Origin of the sequence: Streptomyces sp. NPDC049954, from assembly GCF_040656295.1 — a bacterium.
Taxonomy (GTDB): Bacteria; Actinomycetota; Actinomycetes; order Streptomycetales; family Streptomycetaceae; genus Streptomyces.
The window spans coordinates 1-17,172 of record NZ_JBFALS010000030.1; the positions used below are offsets into that span (position 1 = coordinate 1).

2 protein-coding genes are annotated in these 17,172 nt (G+C 72.2%); both read left to right on the plus strand.

All coding sequences use genetic code 11. From position 1 onward, the window contains the following. Positions 1-11,256, plus strand: an 11,256-nt coding sequence (locus AB0J21_RS33375; RefSeq protein ID WP_363149929.1) for an SDR family NAD(P)-dependent oxidoreductase, incomplete at its 5' end; no start/stop codon positions are given. 160 nt (positions 11,257-11,416) lie between these two features. Further along, the coding region (locus AB0J21_RS33380) for a type I polyketide synthase (protein ID WP_363149930.1) at positions 11,417-17,172 on the plus strand (5,756 nt) is incomplete at its 3' end.

The following is a 17,172-nucleotide window of genomic DNA, read 5'->3' on the forward strand; positions in this document are numbered from 1 at the left end:
AACGCGTATCTGGATGCGTTGGCGGAGTTGCGGCGTAGTGAGGGTTTGCCGGCGACGTCGATCGCGTGGGGGCCCTGGGCCGACGACGGCATGGCAGGGGCCGTCGCTGACCGCTGGGAACGGCACGGTCTGCCTTCCATGTCCCCCGAACTGGCCATCTCCGCGCTGGAGACGGCGATAAACGACCCCGTGTCGTCGTCGCTGCTCATCGCTGACGTCGACTGGGACACTCTGGCGGAGGCCAGGGGCGGTGTGCGGTCGTCCCGGTTGCTGCGGGAGCTGACGCGGGAGACCGAGAACGGTGCGGCCGACGAGGGCTCCGAGACGACTGGGGGATCCCTTCGGCAGAAGCTCGCGGGTCTGGGAGTCGCGGAGCAGGAACGAACCGTACTGGAATTCGTGCGTTCCCATGTGGCGGCCGTACTGGGTCACCGCCGGGCCGGCCAGGTCGATGTCGACCGCCCCTTCAAGGAACTGGGCTTCGACTCCCTGGCAGCCGTCACCCTGCGCAACCGTCTCAACGCGGCCACGGGACTGAGTCTTCCCAGCACCCTCCTCTTCGACCATCCCACGGTGAAAGCCCTCGCCCAAGTACTGCGCAGCGAGGCCATGGGGGTGCGCGGTGCGCCCCAGCCGGCGTTGTCCACAGTGGCGGCGGCCGACGAGGAGCCGATCGCGATCGTGGCGATGAGCTGCCGCTTCCCCGGCGGTGTGACCGAGCCGGAAGACCTCTGGAGTTTGCTGGCCGATGGCAGGGAGGTGCTGACCGAGTTCCCCGCGGGGCGTGGCTGGGACCTCGACACCTTGTTCGCCTCGGAGCCCGACGAACTGGGCAAGAGCTACGTCCGCGAGGGTGCCTTCCTGGACGACGCGGGCGACTTCGACCCGAAGTTCTTCGGCATCTCGCCGCGCGAGGCAACCGTGATGGACCCTCAACAGCGACTGCTCCTGGAGGCGTCCTGGGAGGCTTTCGAGCGGGCCGGCATTGATCCCACGCTCCTGCGGAGCAGTCCTACCGGTGTCTTCATCGGTAGTAACGGCCAGGACTACGGACGGAGCCTTCGCGAGGCGGCCTCCGAGAACGTCGAAGGCCACCTGGTGACCGGCAGCGCCGCCAGCGTCGTCTCGGGCCGTATCTCCTACACCTTCGGTCTCGAAGGCCCGGCGGTCACCGTGGACACCGCCTGCTCGTCGTCCCTGGTGGCGCTCCACCTGGCCGCCCAGGCCCTGCGCCGGGGCGAGTGCACGCTTGCCCTGGCGGGCGGCGTCACCGTGATGTCCACGCCCGAACTCTTCATCGAGTTCAGCCGGCAGCGTGGGCTGGCCGCGGACGGCCGGTGCAAGCCGTTTGCTGCTGCCGCGGACGGTACGGGGTGGGGTGAGGGTGTCGGTCTGCTCCTGTTGGAGCGGTTGTCGGACGCGCGGAGTCATGGGCATCAGGTGTTGGCGGTGGTGCGGGGTTCGGCGGTCAATCAGGACGGTGCGAGTAATGGTCTGACGGCGCCGAACGGTCCTTCGCAGCAGCGGGTGATTCGGGCGGCGTTGGAGAGCGCCGGGGTCGCGGCGGCTGAGGTGGACGCGGTCGAGGCGCACGGTACCGGGACCCGGTTGGGTGATCCGATCGAGGCGCAGGCGTTGCTGGCGACGTACGGGCAGGACCGTCCTGAGGACCGGCCGTTGTGGCTGGGGTCGATCAAGTCGAACATCGGGCACACACAGGCGGCGGCCGGGGTGGCCGGGATCATCAAGATGGTGCTGGCGATGCGGCACGGCGTACTGCCGCAAACCCTGCACGTCGACGAACCCTCCCCGCACGTCGACTGGACGGCCGGAGCCGTTGAGCTGCTGACCGACGCGATCACCTGGCCGGAGACGGGGCACGAACGACGGGCGGGGGTTTCTTCCTTCGGCGTCAGCGGGACGAACGCGCACGTGATCCTTGAGCAGGCACCTGCCCTCGTTCCCACCGAGGGTCCTGGTTCGGGTTGGGAGGAGGAGCCCTCGCGGATGCCGGCGCCGGCGTCGGTGGTGCCGTGGGTGGTGTCGGGCAAGTCCGGGAGCGCGTTGCGGGCGCAGGCCGGGCAGCTGTTGTCCTACCTGGGGGAACGCCCGGCGGTGTCGCCGTCGGATGTCGGCCTCTCGTTGGCGACGACGCGTTCGGTGTTCGAGCATCGCGCGGTGGTGGTGGCCGGGGACCGTGAGGAACTGGCCGCCGGCCTCACCGCGTTGGCGCAGGGTGGGGAGGTGCCGGGGCTCGTCCGGGGTGACGCGGTCGGTGTGGATGGCCGTGTGGTGTTGGTGTTCCCGGGTCAGGGTTCGCAGTGGCTGGGTATGGCGGCGGAACTGCTGGAGTCCTCTCCGGTGTTCGCCGGCCGGGTGGCGGAGTGCGGTGCGGCGTTGGCTCCGTTCGTGGACTGGTCGTTGACCGAGATTCTGCGTGATGCCTCTGGTGATGATGCCTGGCTGGGTCAGGTGGATGTGGTGCAGCCGGTGTTGTGGGCTGTGATGGTGTCGTTGGCCGAGGTGTGGCGGTCGGTGGGTGTGGTGCCGGCTGCGGTGGTGGGTCATTCGCAGGGTGAGATCGCGGCTGCGTGTGTGGCGGGTGCTCTGTCGTTGGAGGACGGGGCGCGGGTGGTGGCGCTGCGGAGTAGGGCGCTGCGCGTTCTGTCCGGGCGTGGCGGCATGGTGTCGGTCTCGCTGGGTGAGGACGTGATCGGTGACCTGCTCGCCCGGTGGGAGGGCCGGCTGTCGCTGGCGGCGGTGAACGGCCCTGGCATGGTGGTGGTGTCGGGTGACGCGGATGCCCTGGACGAGTTGCTGGCCGTCTGTGAGGCGGACGGGATCAGGGCGCGGCGGGTGGCGGTGGATTACGCCTCGCACTGCGCGCACGTGGAGGAGATCGAGGCAGTTCTGGCGCGGGAGTTGGCGGGCGTCGCGCCGCGTTCGGCGTCCGTACCGTTCTATTCCACGGTGACCGGCGGAGTGCTGGACACGTCAGGTCTGGACGCGGGCTACTGGTATCGGAATCTGCGCCAGACGGTGCGTTTCGCGGAGACGGTGGACGCGCTGCTGGCCGACGGGTTCCGGCTGTTCGTGGAGTCCAGTGCCCACCCGGTGCTGACCATGGGCGTCGAGCAGACCGCCGAGGCCCATGACACCGCAGTGACGGCGGTGGGTTCTCTGCGGCGGGGTGAGGGCGGCGTGGAGCGCTTCCTCACCTCGGCCGCCGAGGCTTTCGTCGGTGGCGCGGCCGTCGACTGGGCCACCCTGTTCGAGGGGACGGGCGCGCGCCGCGTCGAGCTGCCCACGTACGCCTTCCAGCACCAGCGCTACTGGATCGAACCGTCCGCCGCCGTGCGGGGTGACGTCAGCTCCGCCGGGCTCTCGGCCGCCGACCATCCCCTGCTGGGCGCGGCCGTCACTCTTCCGGCGACCGGCGGTGCGCTGCTGACGGGCCGGCTGTCACTGCGGACGCATCCCTGGCTCGTCGAGCACGCTGTTCACGGTACTCCGCTGCTACCGGCCGCCGCCTTCGTGGAGTTGGCGCTGCGGGCGGGCGACGCGGTCGGTTGCGACCACGTGGAGGAACTGGCGCTGGAAGCGCCGTTGCCGCTCCCGGAGCAGGGTGCCGTCCAGGTGCAGTTGACGGTCGGGGGGCCCGACGAGAACGGCGCGCGGTCGCTGGAGATGTACGCCCGTATCGAGGCGGACTCGGACCAGCCGTGGACGCGTCATGCGTCGGCGGTGCTGGTGTCGGGTGGTGCGGGTGTCGTGGGAGTTGGCGAGGCTCTGCGGGTGTGGCCGCCGGAGGGTGCGCACGTGGTCGACCTCGGGGGGTTCTACGAGCGTCTGGCGGACTCGGGGGTCTCGTACGGGCCGGCGTTCCGGGGGCTGGCCGGGGTCTGGCAGCGGGGCGAGGAGGTCTTCGCCGAGGTGGTCCTCCCGGAGGAGGCCCGTGCGGAGGTAGGCCGGTACGGACTGCACCCCGTCCTGCTGGACACGGCACTGCAAGCGGGGCTGGCCCCGTTGGACGACGGTGGCGCGGAGAGCACGCGGCTGCCGTTCGTGTGGCGTGGGGTGTCGTTGTTCGCGACCGGTGCGTCGGCGCTGCGCGTACGGCTCACGCCGAAGGGGGAGGAACTGTCGGTACTGGTCGCCGACACGGAAGGTACCCCCGTCGCGGCGGCGGAGGCGTTGGTGGTTCGCCCGGTGATGCCGGAGCAGTTGTCGGCGGCGGGCGCCACCGTCCGTACGGTCGGAGAACCCGGCCGGAGCGCCGTGGCGCGGCGCTCGCTGACTCAGGCGGCGCAGGAAACGGACGACTCCCCCCTGCGGCGAAGCCTGCTCAGGGCGGGCGAGGCGGAGCGCCGCCGGATACTGCTGGGCCTCGTGCGGGAGCAGTCCGCCGCGGTTCTCGGCCATCCCACGCCGGACGGGATCGAGCCCGAACTCTCCTTCAAGGCGCACGGATTCGACTCCCTCACAGCGGTCCAGTTGCGTAACCGGCTCAACACCGCCACCGGACACCGGCTGCCCGCCACCCTCGTCTTCGATCATCCGAGTCCCGTCGCCCTGGCGGACTACCTCTACACCCAGTTGCTCGGCGACCAGGAGGGCGCTCCCTCGGCCGCCCAGCCCGCCGTGCGCCCCGAGTCGGAGCACGAGCCCATCGCGATCGTCGCCATGAGCTGCCGTCTCCCCGGGGGTGTGCGGTCTCCTGAGGAGCTGTGGGAACTCCTGTCCGAGGGCCGTGACGCGATCTCCGGGTTCCCCGAGGACCGGGGCTGGGACGTCGAGGGGCTCTATGATCCAGACCCCGAGGCCCCGGGGAAGACGTACACGCGCCATGGTGGCTTCGTCGACGAGGCCGCGGGCTTCGACCCGGCGTTCTTCGGGATCTCGCCGCGTGAGGCGCTGGCGATGGACCCGCAGCAGCGCCTGCTCCTGGAAACCTCCTGGGAGGCCGTCGAGCGCGCGGGCATCGACCCGGCGTCCCTGCGGGGGACGCAGACCGGTGTCTTCATGGGCGCGGGTACGCACGGTTACGGGACCGGCCGGCACGACCCGTCGAACGGCGTCGAGGGGTACCTCGTCACCGGAAACGCCCTCAGCGTCACCTCCGGCCGCCTCGCCTACGTTCTCGGCCTGGAAGGGCCCGCCGTGGCAGTCGACACCGCGTGCTCCTCGTCGCTGGTGGCCCTGCACCTGGCGGTGCAGTCGCTGCGGACAGGCGAATGCTCGATCGCCCTGGCCGGTGGATCCGCGATCATGTCCACCCCCTGGACCTTCGTCGGCTTCAGCCGCCAGCGGGGACTGGCACCCGACGGCCGCTGCAAGCCGTTCTCGGCTGCCGCCGACGGGTTCGGGCCGGCCGAGGGGGTGGGCGTCCTCCTCCTGGAGCGGTTGTCGGACGCCCGCCGCAACGGGCATCAGGTGCTGGCGGTGGTGCGGGGCACCGCGATCAACCAGGACGGTGCGAGTAATGGTCTGACGGCGCCGAACGGTCCTTCGCAGCAGCGGGTGATCAGGGCGGCGCTGGAGAGCGCCGGAGTCGCGGCGGCCGAGGTCGACGCGGTCGAGGCGCACGGTACGGGTACCCGGCTGGGGGACCCGATCGAGGCGCAGGCGCTGCTGGCCACCTACGGGCAGGACCGTCCTGAGGACCAGCCGTTGTGGCTGGGTTCGATCAAGTCGAACATCGGGCACACCCAGGCCGCTGCCGGAGTGGCCGGCGTCATCAAGATGGTGCTCGGCATGCGGCACGGCGTACTGCCGCGCACTCTGCACCTCGACGAACCCTCCCCGCACGTCGACTGGTCCTCCGGCGCGGTGCGGCTGCTGTCCGAGGACGTGTCCTGGCCCGAGACCGGACGGCCCCGGCGGGCGGGCGTCTCCTCCTTCGGCATGAGCGGGACGAACGCCCACGCCGTGCTCGAACAGGCCCCGGACGACTTGGAGTACGAGTACGGGGAGCGGCGTCACGACCGCGATCAGGGTGACCCCGATGCTCACGACCGCGATCCGGAACCGCCGGTGGTGGTCCCGTGGGTGGTGTCCGGACGTACGGAAGCCGCGCTGCGAGCGCAGGCCGGGCAACTGCTCGGCCGTGTGCGTGGACAGGCAGGACCGGCGCCCCTGGACGTCGGTTTCACCCTGGCGACCGCGCGGTCGGTGTTCGAGCACCGGGCTGTCCTCCTCGCCGGTGACCGGGAAGGTCTCGCCGACGGCCTCCAGGCACTCGCGGACGGAAGTGTGGCGCCCGGCGTGGTGCGGGGCGTCGCGGGCTCGCGTGGACAGGCTGTCCTCGTGTTCCCGGGTCAGGGTTCGCAGTGGCTGGGTATGGCGGCGGAGCTGTTGGAGTCCTCTCCGGTGTTCGCCGCTCGGGTGGCGGAGTGCGGTGCGGCGTTGGCCCCGTTCGTGGACTGGTCGTTGACCGAGATTCTGCGTGATGCCTCTGGTGACGACGGGTGGCTGGGTGAAGTGGATGTCGTGCAGCCGGTGTTGTGGGCTGTGATGGTGTCGTTGGCCGAGGTGTGGCGGTCGGTGGGTGTCGTGCCGGCTGCGGTGGTGGGGCATTCGCAGGGTGAGATCGCGGCTGCGTGTGTGGCGGGTGCTCTGTCGTTGGAGGACGGGGCGCGGGTGGTGGCGCTGCGTAGTAAGGCGCTCAAGGTTCTGTCCGGTCGGGGCGGCATGGTGTCGGTCTCGCTGGGAGAGGAGGCTGTGAGCGGTCTGCTGGCGCGCTGGGAGGGCCGGCTGTCGCTGGCTGCGGTGAACGGTCCCGGTGTGGTGGTGGTGTCGGGTGACGCGGATGCCTTGGACGAGTTGCTGTCCGTCTGTGAGGCGGACGGGATCAGGGCGCGGCGGATCGCGGTGGACTACGCCTCGCACTGCGCGCACGTCGAGGAGATCGAGAGTGTCCTTGCGCGGGAGTTGGCGGATGTCTCCCCGCGTACGGCGTCGGTGCCGTTCTACTCGACGGTGACCGGCGGAGTGCTGGACACGTCGGGTCTGGATGCAGGCTACTGGTATCGCAATCTGCGGCAGACGGTGCGTTTCGCGGAGACGGTGGACGCGCTGCTGGCCGACGGGTTCCGGCTGTTCGTGGAGTCCAGTGCCCACCCGGTCCTCACGATGGGCGTCGAGCAGACCGCCGAGGCCCATGACACCCCGGTAACGGCGGTGGGTTCTCTGCGGCGGGGTGAGGGCGGCCTGGAGCGCTTCCTCACCTCGGCCGCCGAAGCCTTCGTCGGTGGCGCGGCCGTGGACTGGGCCACCCTGTTCGAGAGGACGGGTGCGCGCCGCGTCGAGCTGCCCACGTACGCCTTCCAGCGTGACCGCTACTGGCTGGAGAGCACCGGCCCCGAAGACGATCTGCAAGCCGCTGCGGGGCTGGGCCTGGGCGCCGCCGGTCATCCGCTCCTCGGCGCTGCGCTGACCTTGCCGGCGACGGGCGGGGTACTGCTGACCGGGCGGCTGTCGCTGCGGACCCATCCCTGGCTGGCCGACCACGCGGTGTCCGGGGCCGCGTTGCTGCCGGGAACGGCGTTCGTGGAACTGGCCCTACGGGCGGGGGACGCGGTCGGCTGCGACCGGCTGGAGGAACTGACGCTGGAGGCGCCTCTCCTCCTGCCCGAGGACGGAGCGGTCGCGGTCCAGGTGGTTCTGGACGGTCCGGAGGAAGACGGGCGAAGGCAGCTCGGCGTGTACTCCCGTCGTGACGACACCACCGCAGGCGCCGAAACCTCCGACGCACCGTGGACGCGTCATGCCTCAGCGGTGCTGGTGTCGGGTGGCGCTGGTGGTGCGGGTGTCGTGGGGGTGGGCGAGGCTCTGCGGGTGTGGCCGCCGGAGGGTGCGCACGTGGTCGGCCTCGGGGGGTTCTACGAGCGTCTGGCGGACTCGGGGGTGTCGTACGGGCCGGCGTTCCGGGGGCTGGCCGGGGTCTGGCAGCGGGGCGAGGAGGTCTTCGCCGAGGTGGTCCTCCCGGAGGAGGCGCGTGCGGAGGCGGGCCGGTACGGACTGCACCCCGCGCTGCTGGACTCGGCCTTGCACGCCTGGCTGACGGACACCGGGCACGACCGCGGAGGCGTCCGGCTGCCGTTCGTGTGGCGTGGCGTGTCGTTGTTCGCGACCGGCGCCTCGGCGCTGCGGGTCCGGCTGACGCCAGTAGGCGACGACGGACTGTCCGTACTGGTCACCGACACGGAAGGCACACCGGTCGCGTCGGCGGACGGCCTGGTGACGCGCGAGCTCACCGGGGAACAGTTCGCGGTTGCGGCGGGGGTGAACAACGCGCTGTACCGGGTGGACTGGAGTACGCGGCCCAGTACGGACCAGGTGACGGCGAGCGGCGGCTGCGCAGTTGTCGGAGCGGACACCTCCGACCTGGTCGGCGCGCTCAAGACGGCGGAGCGGTTGCCGGCGCAGTACACGGACCTGGCGGCCCTCGAAGAGCAGGTGCTCTCGGGTGCGCCGGTCCCCGGCCTGGTGTTCGTCAACGCCGTATCGGATCCGGAGGGGGACGTCCTCGCGGCGACGCGACGGATGACGCACTGGACACTGGACCTGGTCACGACGTGGCTGGGGGCAGACGCCCTCGAACCGGCGCGGCTGGTCCTGGTGACACGAGGGGCGATGGCCGTGGGCGCCGACGAGGCCCCGTCCGACCTGCCGGCGGCCGCCGCGTGGGGGCTGGTGCGCTCCGCGCAGGCCGAGCACCCGGACCGACTGGTGCTGCTCGACCTGGACGACACCGAGGCGTCGCTCGGCGCTCTGCACGAGGCCGCGCTGACCGGAGAGCCGCAACTCGCGCTGCGGGAAGGCCGGATCGGCGTGCCGCGGCTGGCCGGTGGCGCCGCCGAGGGGGTACTGGCGCCCCCTGGTGACGCGCGGGCCTGGCGGCTGGAGGCGTCCGCGGACGGGACGCTGGAGAACCTGGCGCTGCGGCCGGCCCCGGACGCGAACCGTGAACTCGGCGAGCACGAGGTGCGGATCGCCGTACGGGCGGCGGGGCTGAACTTCCGCGACGTGCTCATCGCGCTGGGCATGTACCCCGACCAGGCCCTGATGGGTGGCGAGGGGGCGGGCGTCGTGGTCGACACCGGGCGTGGCGTCTCGGCCTACGCCGTCGGCGACCGGGTGATGGGCATCTGGTCCGGTGGTTTCGGCCCGCTGGTCGTGGCGGACCACCGCACACTCGCGCGCGTCCCGGACGGCTGGTCGTTCACCCAGGCCGCGTCCGTACCGGTGGCGTACGTCACCGCCCTCTACGCGCTGCGTGAGCTGGCGGGGGTGCGCGCGGGCGAGTCGCTGCTCGTGCACTCCGCCGCGGGCGGCGTCGGCATGGCCGCGGTGCAGCTCGCCCGCGCCTGGGGCGTCGAGGTGTTCGCCACCGCGAGCCCGGCCAAGTGGGACACCGTGCGGGCCCTGGGTGTCGACGAGGCGCACCTCGCGTCCTCGCGGACCACGGAGTTCGAGCGGCGGTTCGGCGAGGCGGCGGGCGGAACCGGAGTGGACGTCGTCCTCAACTCCCTGGCCGGGGAGTTCGTCGACGCCTCACTACGGGTGCTGCACCGCGGTGGACGCTTCGTCGAGATGGGTAAGACGGACCTACGCGACCCCGCCGCGATCGCCGCGGACCACCCGGGTGTGGAGTACCGGGCCTTCGACCTCGGAGAGGCGGGTTCCGAACGGATCGGCGAGATGCTCGCGGAGGTCGTCGATCTCTTCGCGCAAGGCCGGCTGCACCCTCTCCCGGCCCGGGTGTGGGACGTGCGCAGGGCGCCCGAAGCCTTCCGCTTCATGAGCCAGGCCCGCCACGTGGGCAAGCTGGTACTCAGCGTCCCGGCCGCACCGGACCCGGACGGCACCGTACTGATCACCGGCGCGGGAGGTGTCCTGGGACGCCTCGTCGCACGGCATCTCGTCGAGGAGCACGGGATGCGCAGGCTGCTGCTGGTGAGCCGCCGCGGGCCGGATGCCGAGGGGATGCCGCGACTCCAGGAGGAGCTGACCTCCCTCGGCGCGTCGGTCCGGGTCCTGGCATGCGACGTCGCCGACCGTGAGGCGGTCTCGGCCCTGCTCTCCGACCTGCCGGACGGCGGCGGACTCACCGGGGTCGTCCATGCCGCGGGCGTCCTGGACGACGCGACGCTGACGTCCCTGACCCCGCAGCGGATCGACGCCGTACTGCGCGCCAAGGCGGACGCGGCGTGGCACCTGCACGAGCTGACGCGCCGCTTCGACGTGACCCTGTTCGCCCTGTTCTCCTCCACCGCGGGCGTCCTGGGCTCCGCGGGCCAGGCCAACTACGCCGCGGCCAACACCTTCCTGGACGCCCTGGCGCAGCACCGCGGGGCCCTCGGCCTGCCGGCGACCTCGCTCGCCTGGGGGCTGTGGGGCGAGAGCACCGGCATGACCGGCCACCTGAACGAGACGGACCTGTCCCGGATGACACGCGGCGGCCTGCTCCCCTTCAGTTCCCGGGAGGGGCTGGAACTGCTCGACGCCGCGGGCGGCCTGGCCGAACCCGTCGTCGTACCGGCACGGTTCGACACCGACACGCCGGCCGCACGGGCGGCGCAGGGTGCCACGCCGCCGCCGGCCATGCTGCGGAGCCTCGTACGGCGTCCGGCACCGGTACGGCGGGCGCTCGCCCAGGCACCACGAGAGCAGCAGGAACCGTCCCTGTCCCGCACGCTCTCGGGACTCGGCGAGGCGGAGCGCAGCAGGACGCTGGTCCGGCTGGTCCAGGACCACGCCGCCACCGTCCTCGGACACGGGGCGGCGGTGTCCATAGCGACCGACCGGGGCTTCCTCGAACTCGGCTTCGACTCCCTCACCGCCGTCGAACTCAGAAACCGGCTCAACGCGGCCACGGGGCTACGGCTGCCGGCCACCCTGATCTTCGACTACCCGACCCCCGAGGCGCTCGCCGCACACCTCGGCGACGAGATCGCGCCCGCCCCCGGGCCCGGCGGCGCGGACACCCTCGCCACCGAACTCGACCGGCTGGAGACCGCGTTGCGCGAGGCCGGCCCGAATTCCGGTCCCCAAGCGCGTGACCTCGTCGCCACGCGGCTGAACAGACTCCTGGCCGCCGTGTCCGCGTGGGGCGGGGACCGGGCCGAGAACGGACCGGACGCGGCCGACACCCCCGCCAAGGTCGCCGACCACCTGGACACGGCGGAGGCGGACGAACTCTTCGCCTTCATCGACCAGGAGTTCGGCCCGTCGGAGGATTCCGGTTCCGCTTGATCCCCTTGACGAAGCCACCCGCGCACCCCTCGGAGTGCCCCTCCGAGACCTCCGCCGTGAGCCCTCCCGCCCACCCGACCGCACGCCCTGTCACGCGGTCGCCGAGGTCCTTCCCCTCCTGCCCGCCGCACGCCCAGCTTCCCCAGTTCGTGAGGTCCTGATGTCGGAACAAGAAAAGCTCCTCGGTTACCTCCGGCGGGTCACGGCCGATCTGCACCAGACCCGCAACCGCCTGCAGGAGGTCGAGGCGGCGGCTCACGAGCCGATCGCGATCGTCGGGATGGGCTGCCGCTTCCCCGGCGGCGCGGGCACCCCCGAGGACTTCTGGCGCCTGGTCCACGGCGAGGAGGACGCCATCACGCCCTTCCCGGCGGACCGTGGATGGGACACCGGCGCCGTGTACGACCCCGACCCCGACCAGCCGGGCACCACCTACGCCCGCGAGGGCGGTTTCCTCCACGAGGCCGGCGACTTCGACGCCGACTTCTTCGGCATCTCGCCGCGCGAGGCCGTCGCCATGGACCCCCAGCAGCGCCTGCTCCTGGAGACCGCCTGGGAGGCCATCGAGCGCGCCGGCATCGACCCGGCCTCCCTGCGCGGCAGCCAGTCCGGCGTCTTCGCCGGAGCCGTCGCACCCGACTACGGGCCCAGGGTCCACGAGGCCACCGACGGCGTCGAGGGCCATCTGGTCACCGGCAGCGCCATCAGCGTCGTCTCCGGACGCGTCGCCTACAGCCTGGGCCTGGAAGGCCCCGCGGTCACCGTGGACACCGCGTGCTCGTCCTCGCTGGTGGCGCTCCACCTGGCCACCCAGGCCCTGCGCCGCGGCGAGTGCGGCCTCGCCCTCGCCGGTGGCGTCACCGTCATGGCCACCCCCGGCACCTTCATCGGCTTCAGCCGTCAGCGCGGCCTCGCCCCCGACGGCCGCTGCAAGCCCTTCGCGGCCGGGGCGGACGGCTTCGGCCCGGCCGAGGGAGCCGGCATGCTCCTCCTGGAGCGCCTCTCCGACGCCCGGCGCAACGGCCACCCGGTACTCGCCGTCGTACGCGGCACCGCCGTCAACCAGGACGGCGCGAGCAGTGGACTGTCCGCGCCCAACGGCCCCGCCCAGCAGCGCGTCATCCGTGCCGCCCTCGCGGACGCCGGCCTCACCGCGGGCCAGATCGCCGCCGTGGAGGCGCACGGCACCGGGACGAAGCTGGGCGACCCCATCGAGGCCCAGGCGCTGCTCGCGACCTACGGGCGCGAACGCCCCGCCGACGCACCCCTGCTGCTCGGTTCGGTGAAGTCCAACATCGGGCACACCCAGGCCGCGGCCGGCGTGGCCGGCATCATGAAGATGGTGCTGGCGATGCGGCACGGCGTACTGCCGCGCACCCTGCACGTCGACGAGCCCTCCCCCCACGTGGACTGGTCGACCGGTTCCGTACGGCTCCTCACGGAGACGACCCCCTGGCCCGGAGGCGAGGAACCGCGCCGTGCCGGTGTGTCCTCCTTCGGCATCAGCGGAACCAACGCCCACGCCGTCCTCGAAGAGGCCCCCACCGAGCAGGACGAGGACCAGGCGGCGGACGCCTCGCCCGCGCCCGCCGCGCAGGCCACCACCGCTCCCGCGACCTTTGCCGCCCCCGCCTCGGACCAGGACACGCAGACCCCGGCCCGCACGGCGCCGACGGCCCTGCCGGTCGTCCCCTGGGTCATGTCCGCCAAGTCGGCGACGGCGCTGCGCGCCCAGGCCGGCCGCCTGCTGGAGCACCTGGCGGCCCACCCCGAGCTGACCGGTGGTGACACCGGCCTCTCGCTCGCCACCACACGTTCCGCCTTCGACCATCGCGCGGTCGTGTTGGCCCCCGACCGGACGGGAGCGATCCGGGAACTGGAGTCGTACGCCGCGGGACGAGGCACGCCGGGCCTCGTCGACGGCGTCGTCCGTCGTGGTACGGGGACCGTCTTCGTGTTCCCGGGTCAGGGTTCGCAGTGGCTGGGTATGGCGGCGGGGTTGCTGGATTCGTCCGCGGTGTTCGCTGCTCGGGTGGCGGAGTGTGGTGCGGCGTTGGTTCCGTTCGTGGACTGGTCGTTGACCGAGATTCTGCGTGATGCCTCTGGTGATGATGCCTGGCTGGGTCAGGTGGATGTGGTGCAGCCGGTGTTGTGGGCTGTGATGGTGTCGTTGGCCGAGGTGTGGCGGTCGGTGGGTGTGGTGCCGGCTGCGGTGGTGGGTCACTCGCAGGGTGAGATCGCGGCTGCGTGTGTGGCGGGTGCTCTGTCGTTGGAGGACGGGGCGCGGGTGGTGGCGCTGCGGAGCAAGGCGCTCAAGGTCCTGTCCGGGCGTGGCGGCATGGTGTCGGTCTCGCTGGGTGAGGACGTGATCGGTGACCTGCTCGCCCGGTGGGAGGGCCGGGTCTCGCTGGCTGCGGTGAACGGCCCTGGCATGGTGGTGGTGTCGGGTGACGCGGATGCCCTGGACGAGTTGCTGTCCGTCTGTGAGGCGGACGGGATCAGGGCGCGGCGGGTGGCGGTGGACTACGCCTCGCACTGCGCGCACGTGGAGGAGATCGAGGCCGTCCTTGCGCGGGAGTTGGCGGGTGTCGCGCCGCGTTCGGCGTCCGTACCGTTCTATTCCACGGTGACCGGCGGAGTGCTGGACACGTCAGGTCTGGATGCGGGCTACTGGTATCGCAATCTGCGGCAGACGGTGCGTTTCGCGGAGACGGTGGACGCGCTGCTGGCTGATGGTTTCCGGTTGTTCGTGGAGTCCAGTGCCCATCCGGTGTTGACGATGGGGGTCGAGCAGACCGCCGAGGCGCATGAGGTCGCGGTAACGGCGGTGGGTTCTCTGCGGCGGGGTGAGGGCGGCGTGGAGCGCTTCCTCATCTCGGCCGCCGAGGCTTTCGTCGGGGGCGCGGCCGTGGACTGGGCCACCGTGTTCGAGGGGACGGGTGCGCGCCGCGTCGAGCTGCCCACGTACGCCTTCCAGCACCAGCGCTACTGGCTGGAGAGCGTCAAGGCGGGGCACCTCGGCCAGGGCATGGCCGCTGACGACCGCCAGGACGCGATCTTCTGGGACGCGGTCGAGCGCGAGGATCACGAAGCGCTGGCCGCCACGCTGCACGTCGAGTCGGCGGAGCAGCAGGACTCCTTGGGCGCCGTCCTGCCCGCCCTCGCGCAGTGGCGTCGGCAGCGTCGCTCCGAGTCGACGGTGGACGCGTGGCGCTACCGCGCGGTGTGGCGTCCGTCGGCCGGCACGGCGACGCGTGTCTCACTGACCGGCACGTGGCTCGTCGTCGTACCGTCCGGTCATGGCGACGACCCGCTGATCGTCGGGGCGCGGCAGGCGCTCGAAGAGCACGGCGCGCACGTCGTGACCCTCGAACTGGACGCGGAGGACGGCCAGGAGGCCCGAGCCGGACTGTCGCGTCGCCTGGGCGACATCACCGCGGGACACGACCCGGCAGGTGTGCTCTCGCTGCTGGCACTGGACGAGACCCCGTACCCCGGACACCCCGTCGTCACCACCGGGCTGGCGCTCAGTCTCACCCTGACGCAGGTTCTCGGCGAGACCGGGACGCGGGCCCCGCTGTGGTGCGCGACGCGGGGCGCGGTGTCGACCGGGAGCGCCGACCCGCTCCTCAGCCCGGCACAGGCGGCGGTGTGGGGTGTGGGCCGTGTGGCCGCGCTGGAGTACCCGGACAGCTGGGGCGGCCTGGTCGACCTGCCGCAGAACATGGACGGGCGGGCGCGGTCCCGGCTCGCCGGAGTGCTCACGGACACCGGAGGGGAGGACCAGGTGGCGGTCCGGGCCTCCGGGACCCTGCTGCGCCGGCTGGAGCCCGCGCCGCTGGGGGAGACCCGTCCGCGCCGCACATGGAAGCCCCGGGGCACCGTTCTCGTCACCGGCGGCACCGGAGCGCTGGGTACCCATCTCGCCCGCTGGCTGTCCCGCAACGGCGCCCAGCACCTGATCCTGACCAGCCGCAGGGGCCCCGCCGCGCCCGGTGCCGACGCCCTGGTCGCCGAACTGGGCGCGCAGGGCACCCGGGTCACGGTCACCGCCTGTGACGTCACGGATCGCGAGGCGCTGTCGCGCCTCCTGGCCGACGTACCCGAGGACCTTCCCCTCAGCGCCGTCATCCACGGCGCCGCCCACATCGATCTCGCCGCGCTGTCCGAGACGACCGTGGCGGAGTTCGCCGACGTCATGAACGCCAAGGCGGCCGGAGCGGCGCACCTGGACGCCCTCCTGCGGGACACCCCGCTCGACGCGTTCGTGCTTTTCTCGTCCGTCTCCGCCGTGTGGGGCGTCGGTGACCACGGCGCGTACGCGGCGGCGAACGCCTACCTGGACGCCCTCGCCGAACAGCGACGGGCGAACGGTCTGCCGGCCACGTCGGTGGCCTGGGGCGTGTGGGACGCCGTCGGCGACAACGTTCCCGAAGCTCTCGACCTGGACCAGCTGCGCCGCCGCGGACTGCGCTTCATGGACCCCGACCTCGGCATCGCCGCACTGCAGCAGACGCTCGACCACGACCAGACGCACCTGGCGATCGCCGACATCGACTGGGAGAGCTTCCTCCCCGTCTTCACCTCCGCGCGTCCCAGCCCCCTGCTGGAGGAGTTGCCGGCGGCACGGCGTATCCAGGAGGAGAGCGCCACCGGCACCGGAACGCCCACGGGCACGCCGGACGACGCGTCCGCCTCCCTGCGGCAGCGGCTGGCGGGCCTGACACCCGGCGAGCGCAGCCCCGCCGTCCTCGGCCTCGTCCACGAGCAGGTGGCGGCCGTCCTCGGGCACGACACCCCCGACTCGGTCGACGCGGAGCGCGCCTTCAAGGACCTCGGGTTCGACTCGTTGACGGCGGTGGAGCTGCGGAACCGGCTGAACACGGCCACGGGCCTGCGGCTGCCCGCCACCCTCGTCTTCGACTACCCCAGCAGCGCCGTACTGAGCGGGTACATCGAGGAACGGCTCCTCGGGACCCCGGGCTCCGCCGGCGCCGGGGCCGTCGCCCCCCTGCCCGGCCCGGTGACGACGGCGCCCACCACCGGGGCGTCCGACGACGAACCCGTCGCGATCGTCGCGATGAGCTGCCGCTACCCGGGCGGGGTGACCTCGCCGGAGGAGCTGTGGCAGTTGATCATGTCCGACGGGGACGCGATCGGCGGCCTGCCGACCGACCGCGGCTGGGACATCGAGGGCATTTACGACCCCGACCCCGACGCCCCGGGCAAGACCTACGTGCGTGAAGGCGGCTTCCTCTACGACGCCGCCGCGTTCGACCCGGCGTTCTTCGGGATCTCGCCCCGTGAGGCGGCGGCGATGGACCCGCAGCAGCGGCTGCTCCTGGAGACCTCCTGGGAGGCGCTCGAACGCGCCGGTCTGCCCGCGACGAGCCTGCGCGGCAGCCGGACCGGCGTCTTCATCGGCTCCAACTACCAGGAGTACGGCCCCCGGGTGCACGAGGCGCCCGAGGGCTCCGAGGGCCATCTGATGACGGGCAACGCGGCCAGCGTCGTGTCCGGCCGCGTCGCCTACTCCTTCGGTTTCGAAGGCCCCGCGGTGACGGTGGACACGGCGTGTTCGTCCTCGTTGGTCGCGCTGCACCTGGCGGCTCGTGCGCTGCGCCAGGGCGAGTGCTCCCTCGCCCTCGCGGGCGGCGTGGCCGTCATGCCCAACCCCAGTGCGTTCATCGGCTTCAGTCGTCAGCGTGGCCTGGCTCTGGACGGGCGCTGCAAGCCTTTCGCGGATGCTGCGGACGGCATGGGACTCGCCGAGGGCATCGGAGTCCTGCTGCTGGAGCGGTTGTCGGACGCGCGGCGCAACGGGCATCGGGTGTTGGCGGTGGTGCGGGGTTCGGCGGTCAATCAGGACGGTGCGAGTAATGGTCTGACGGCGCCGAACGGTCCTTCGCAGCAGCG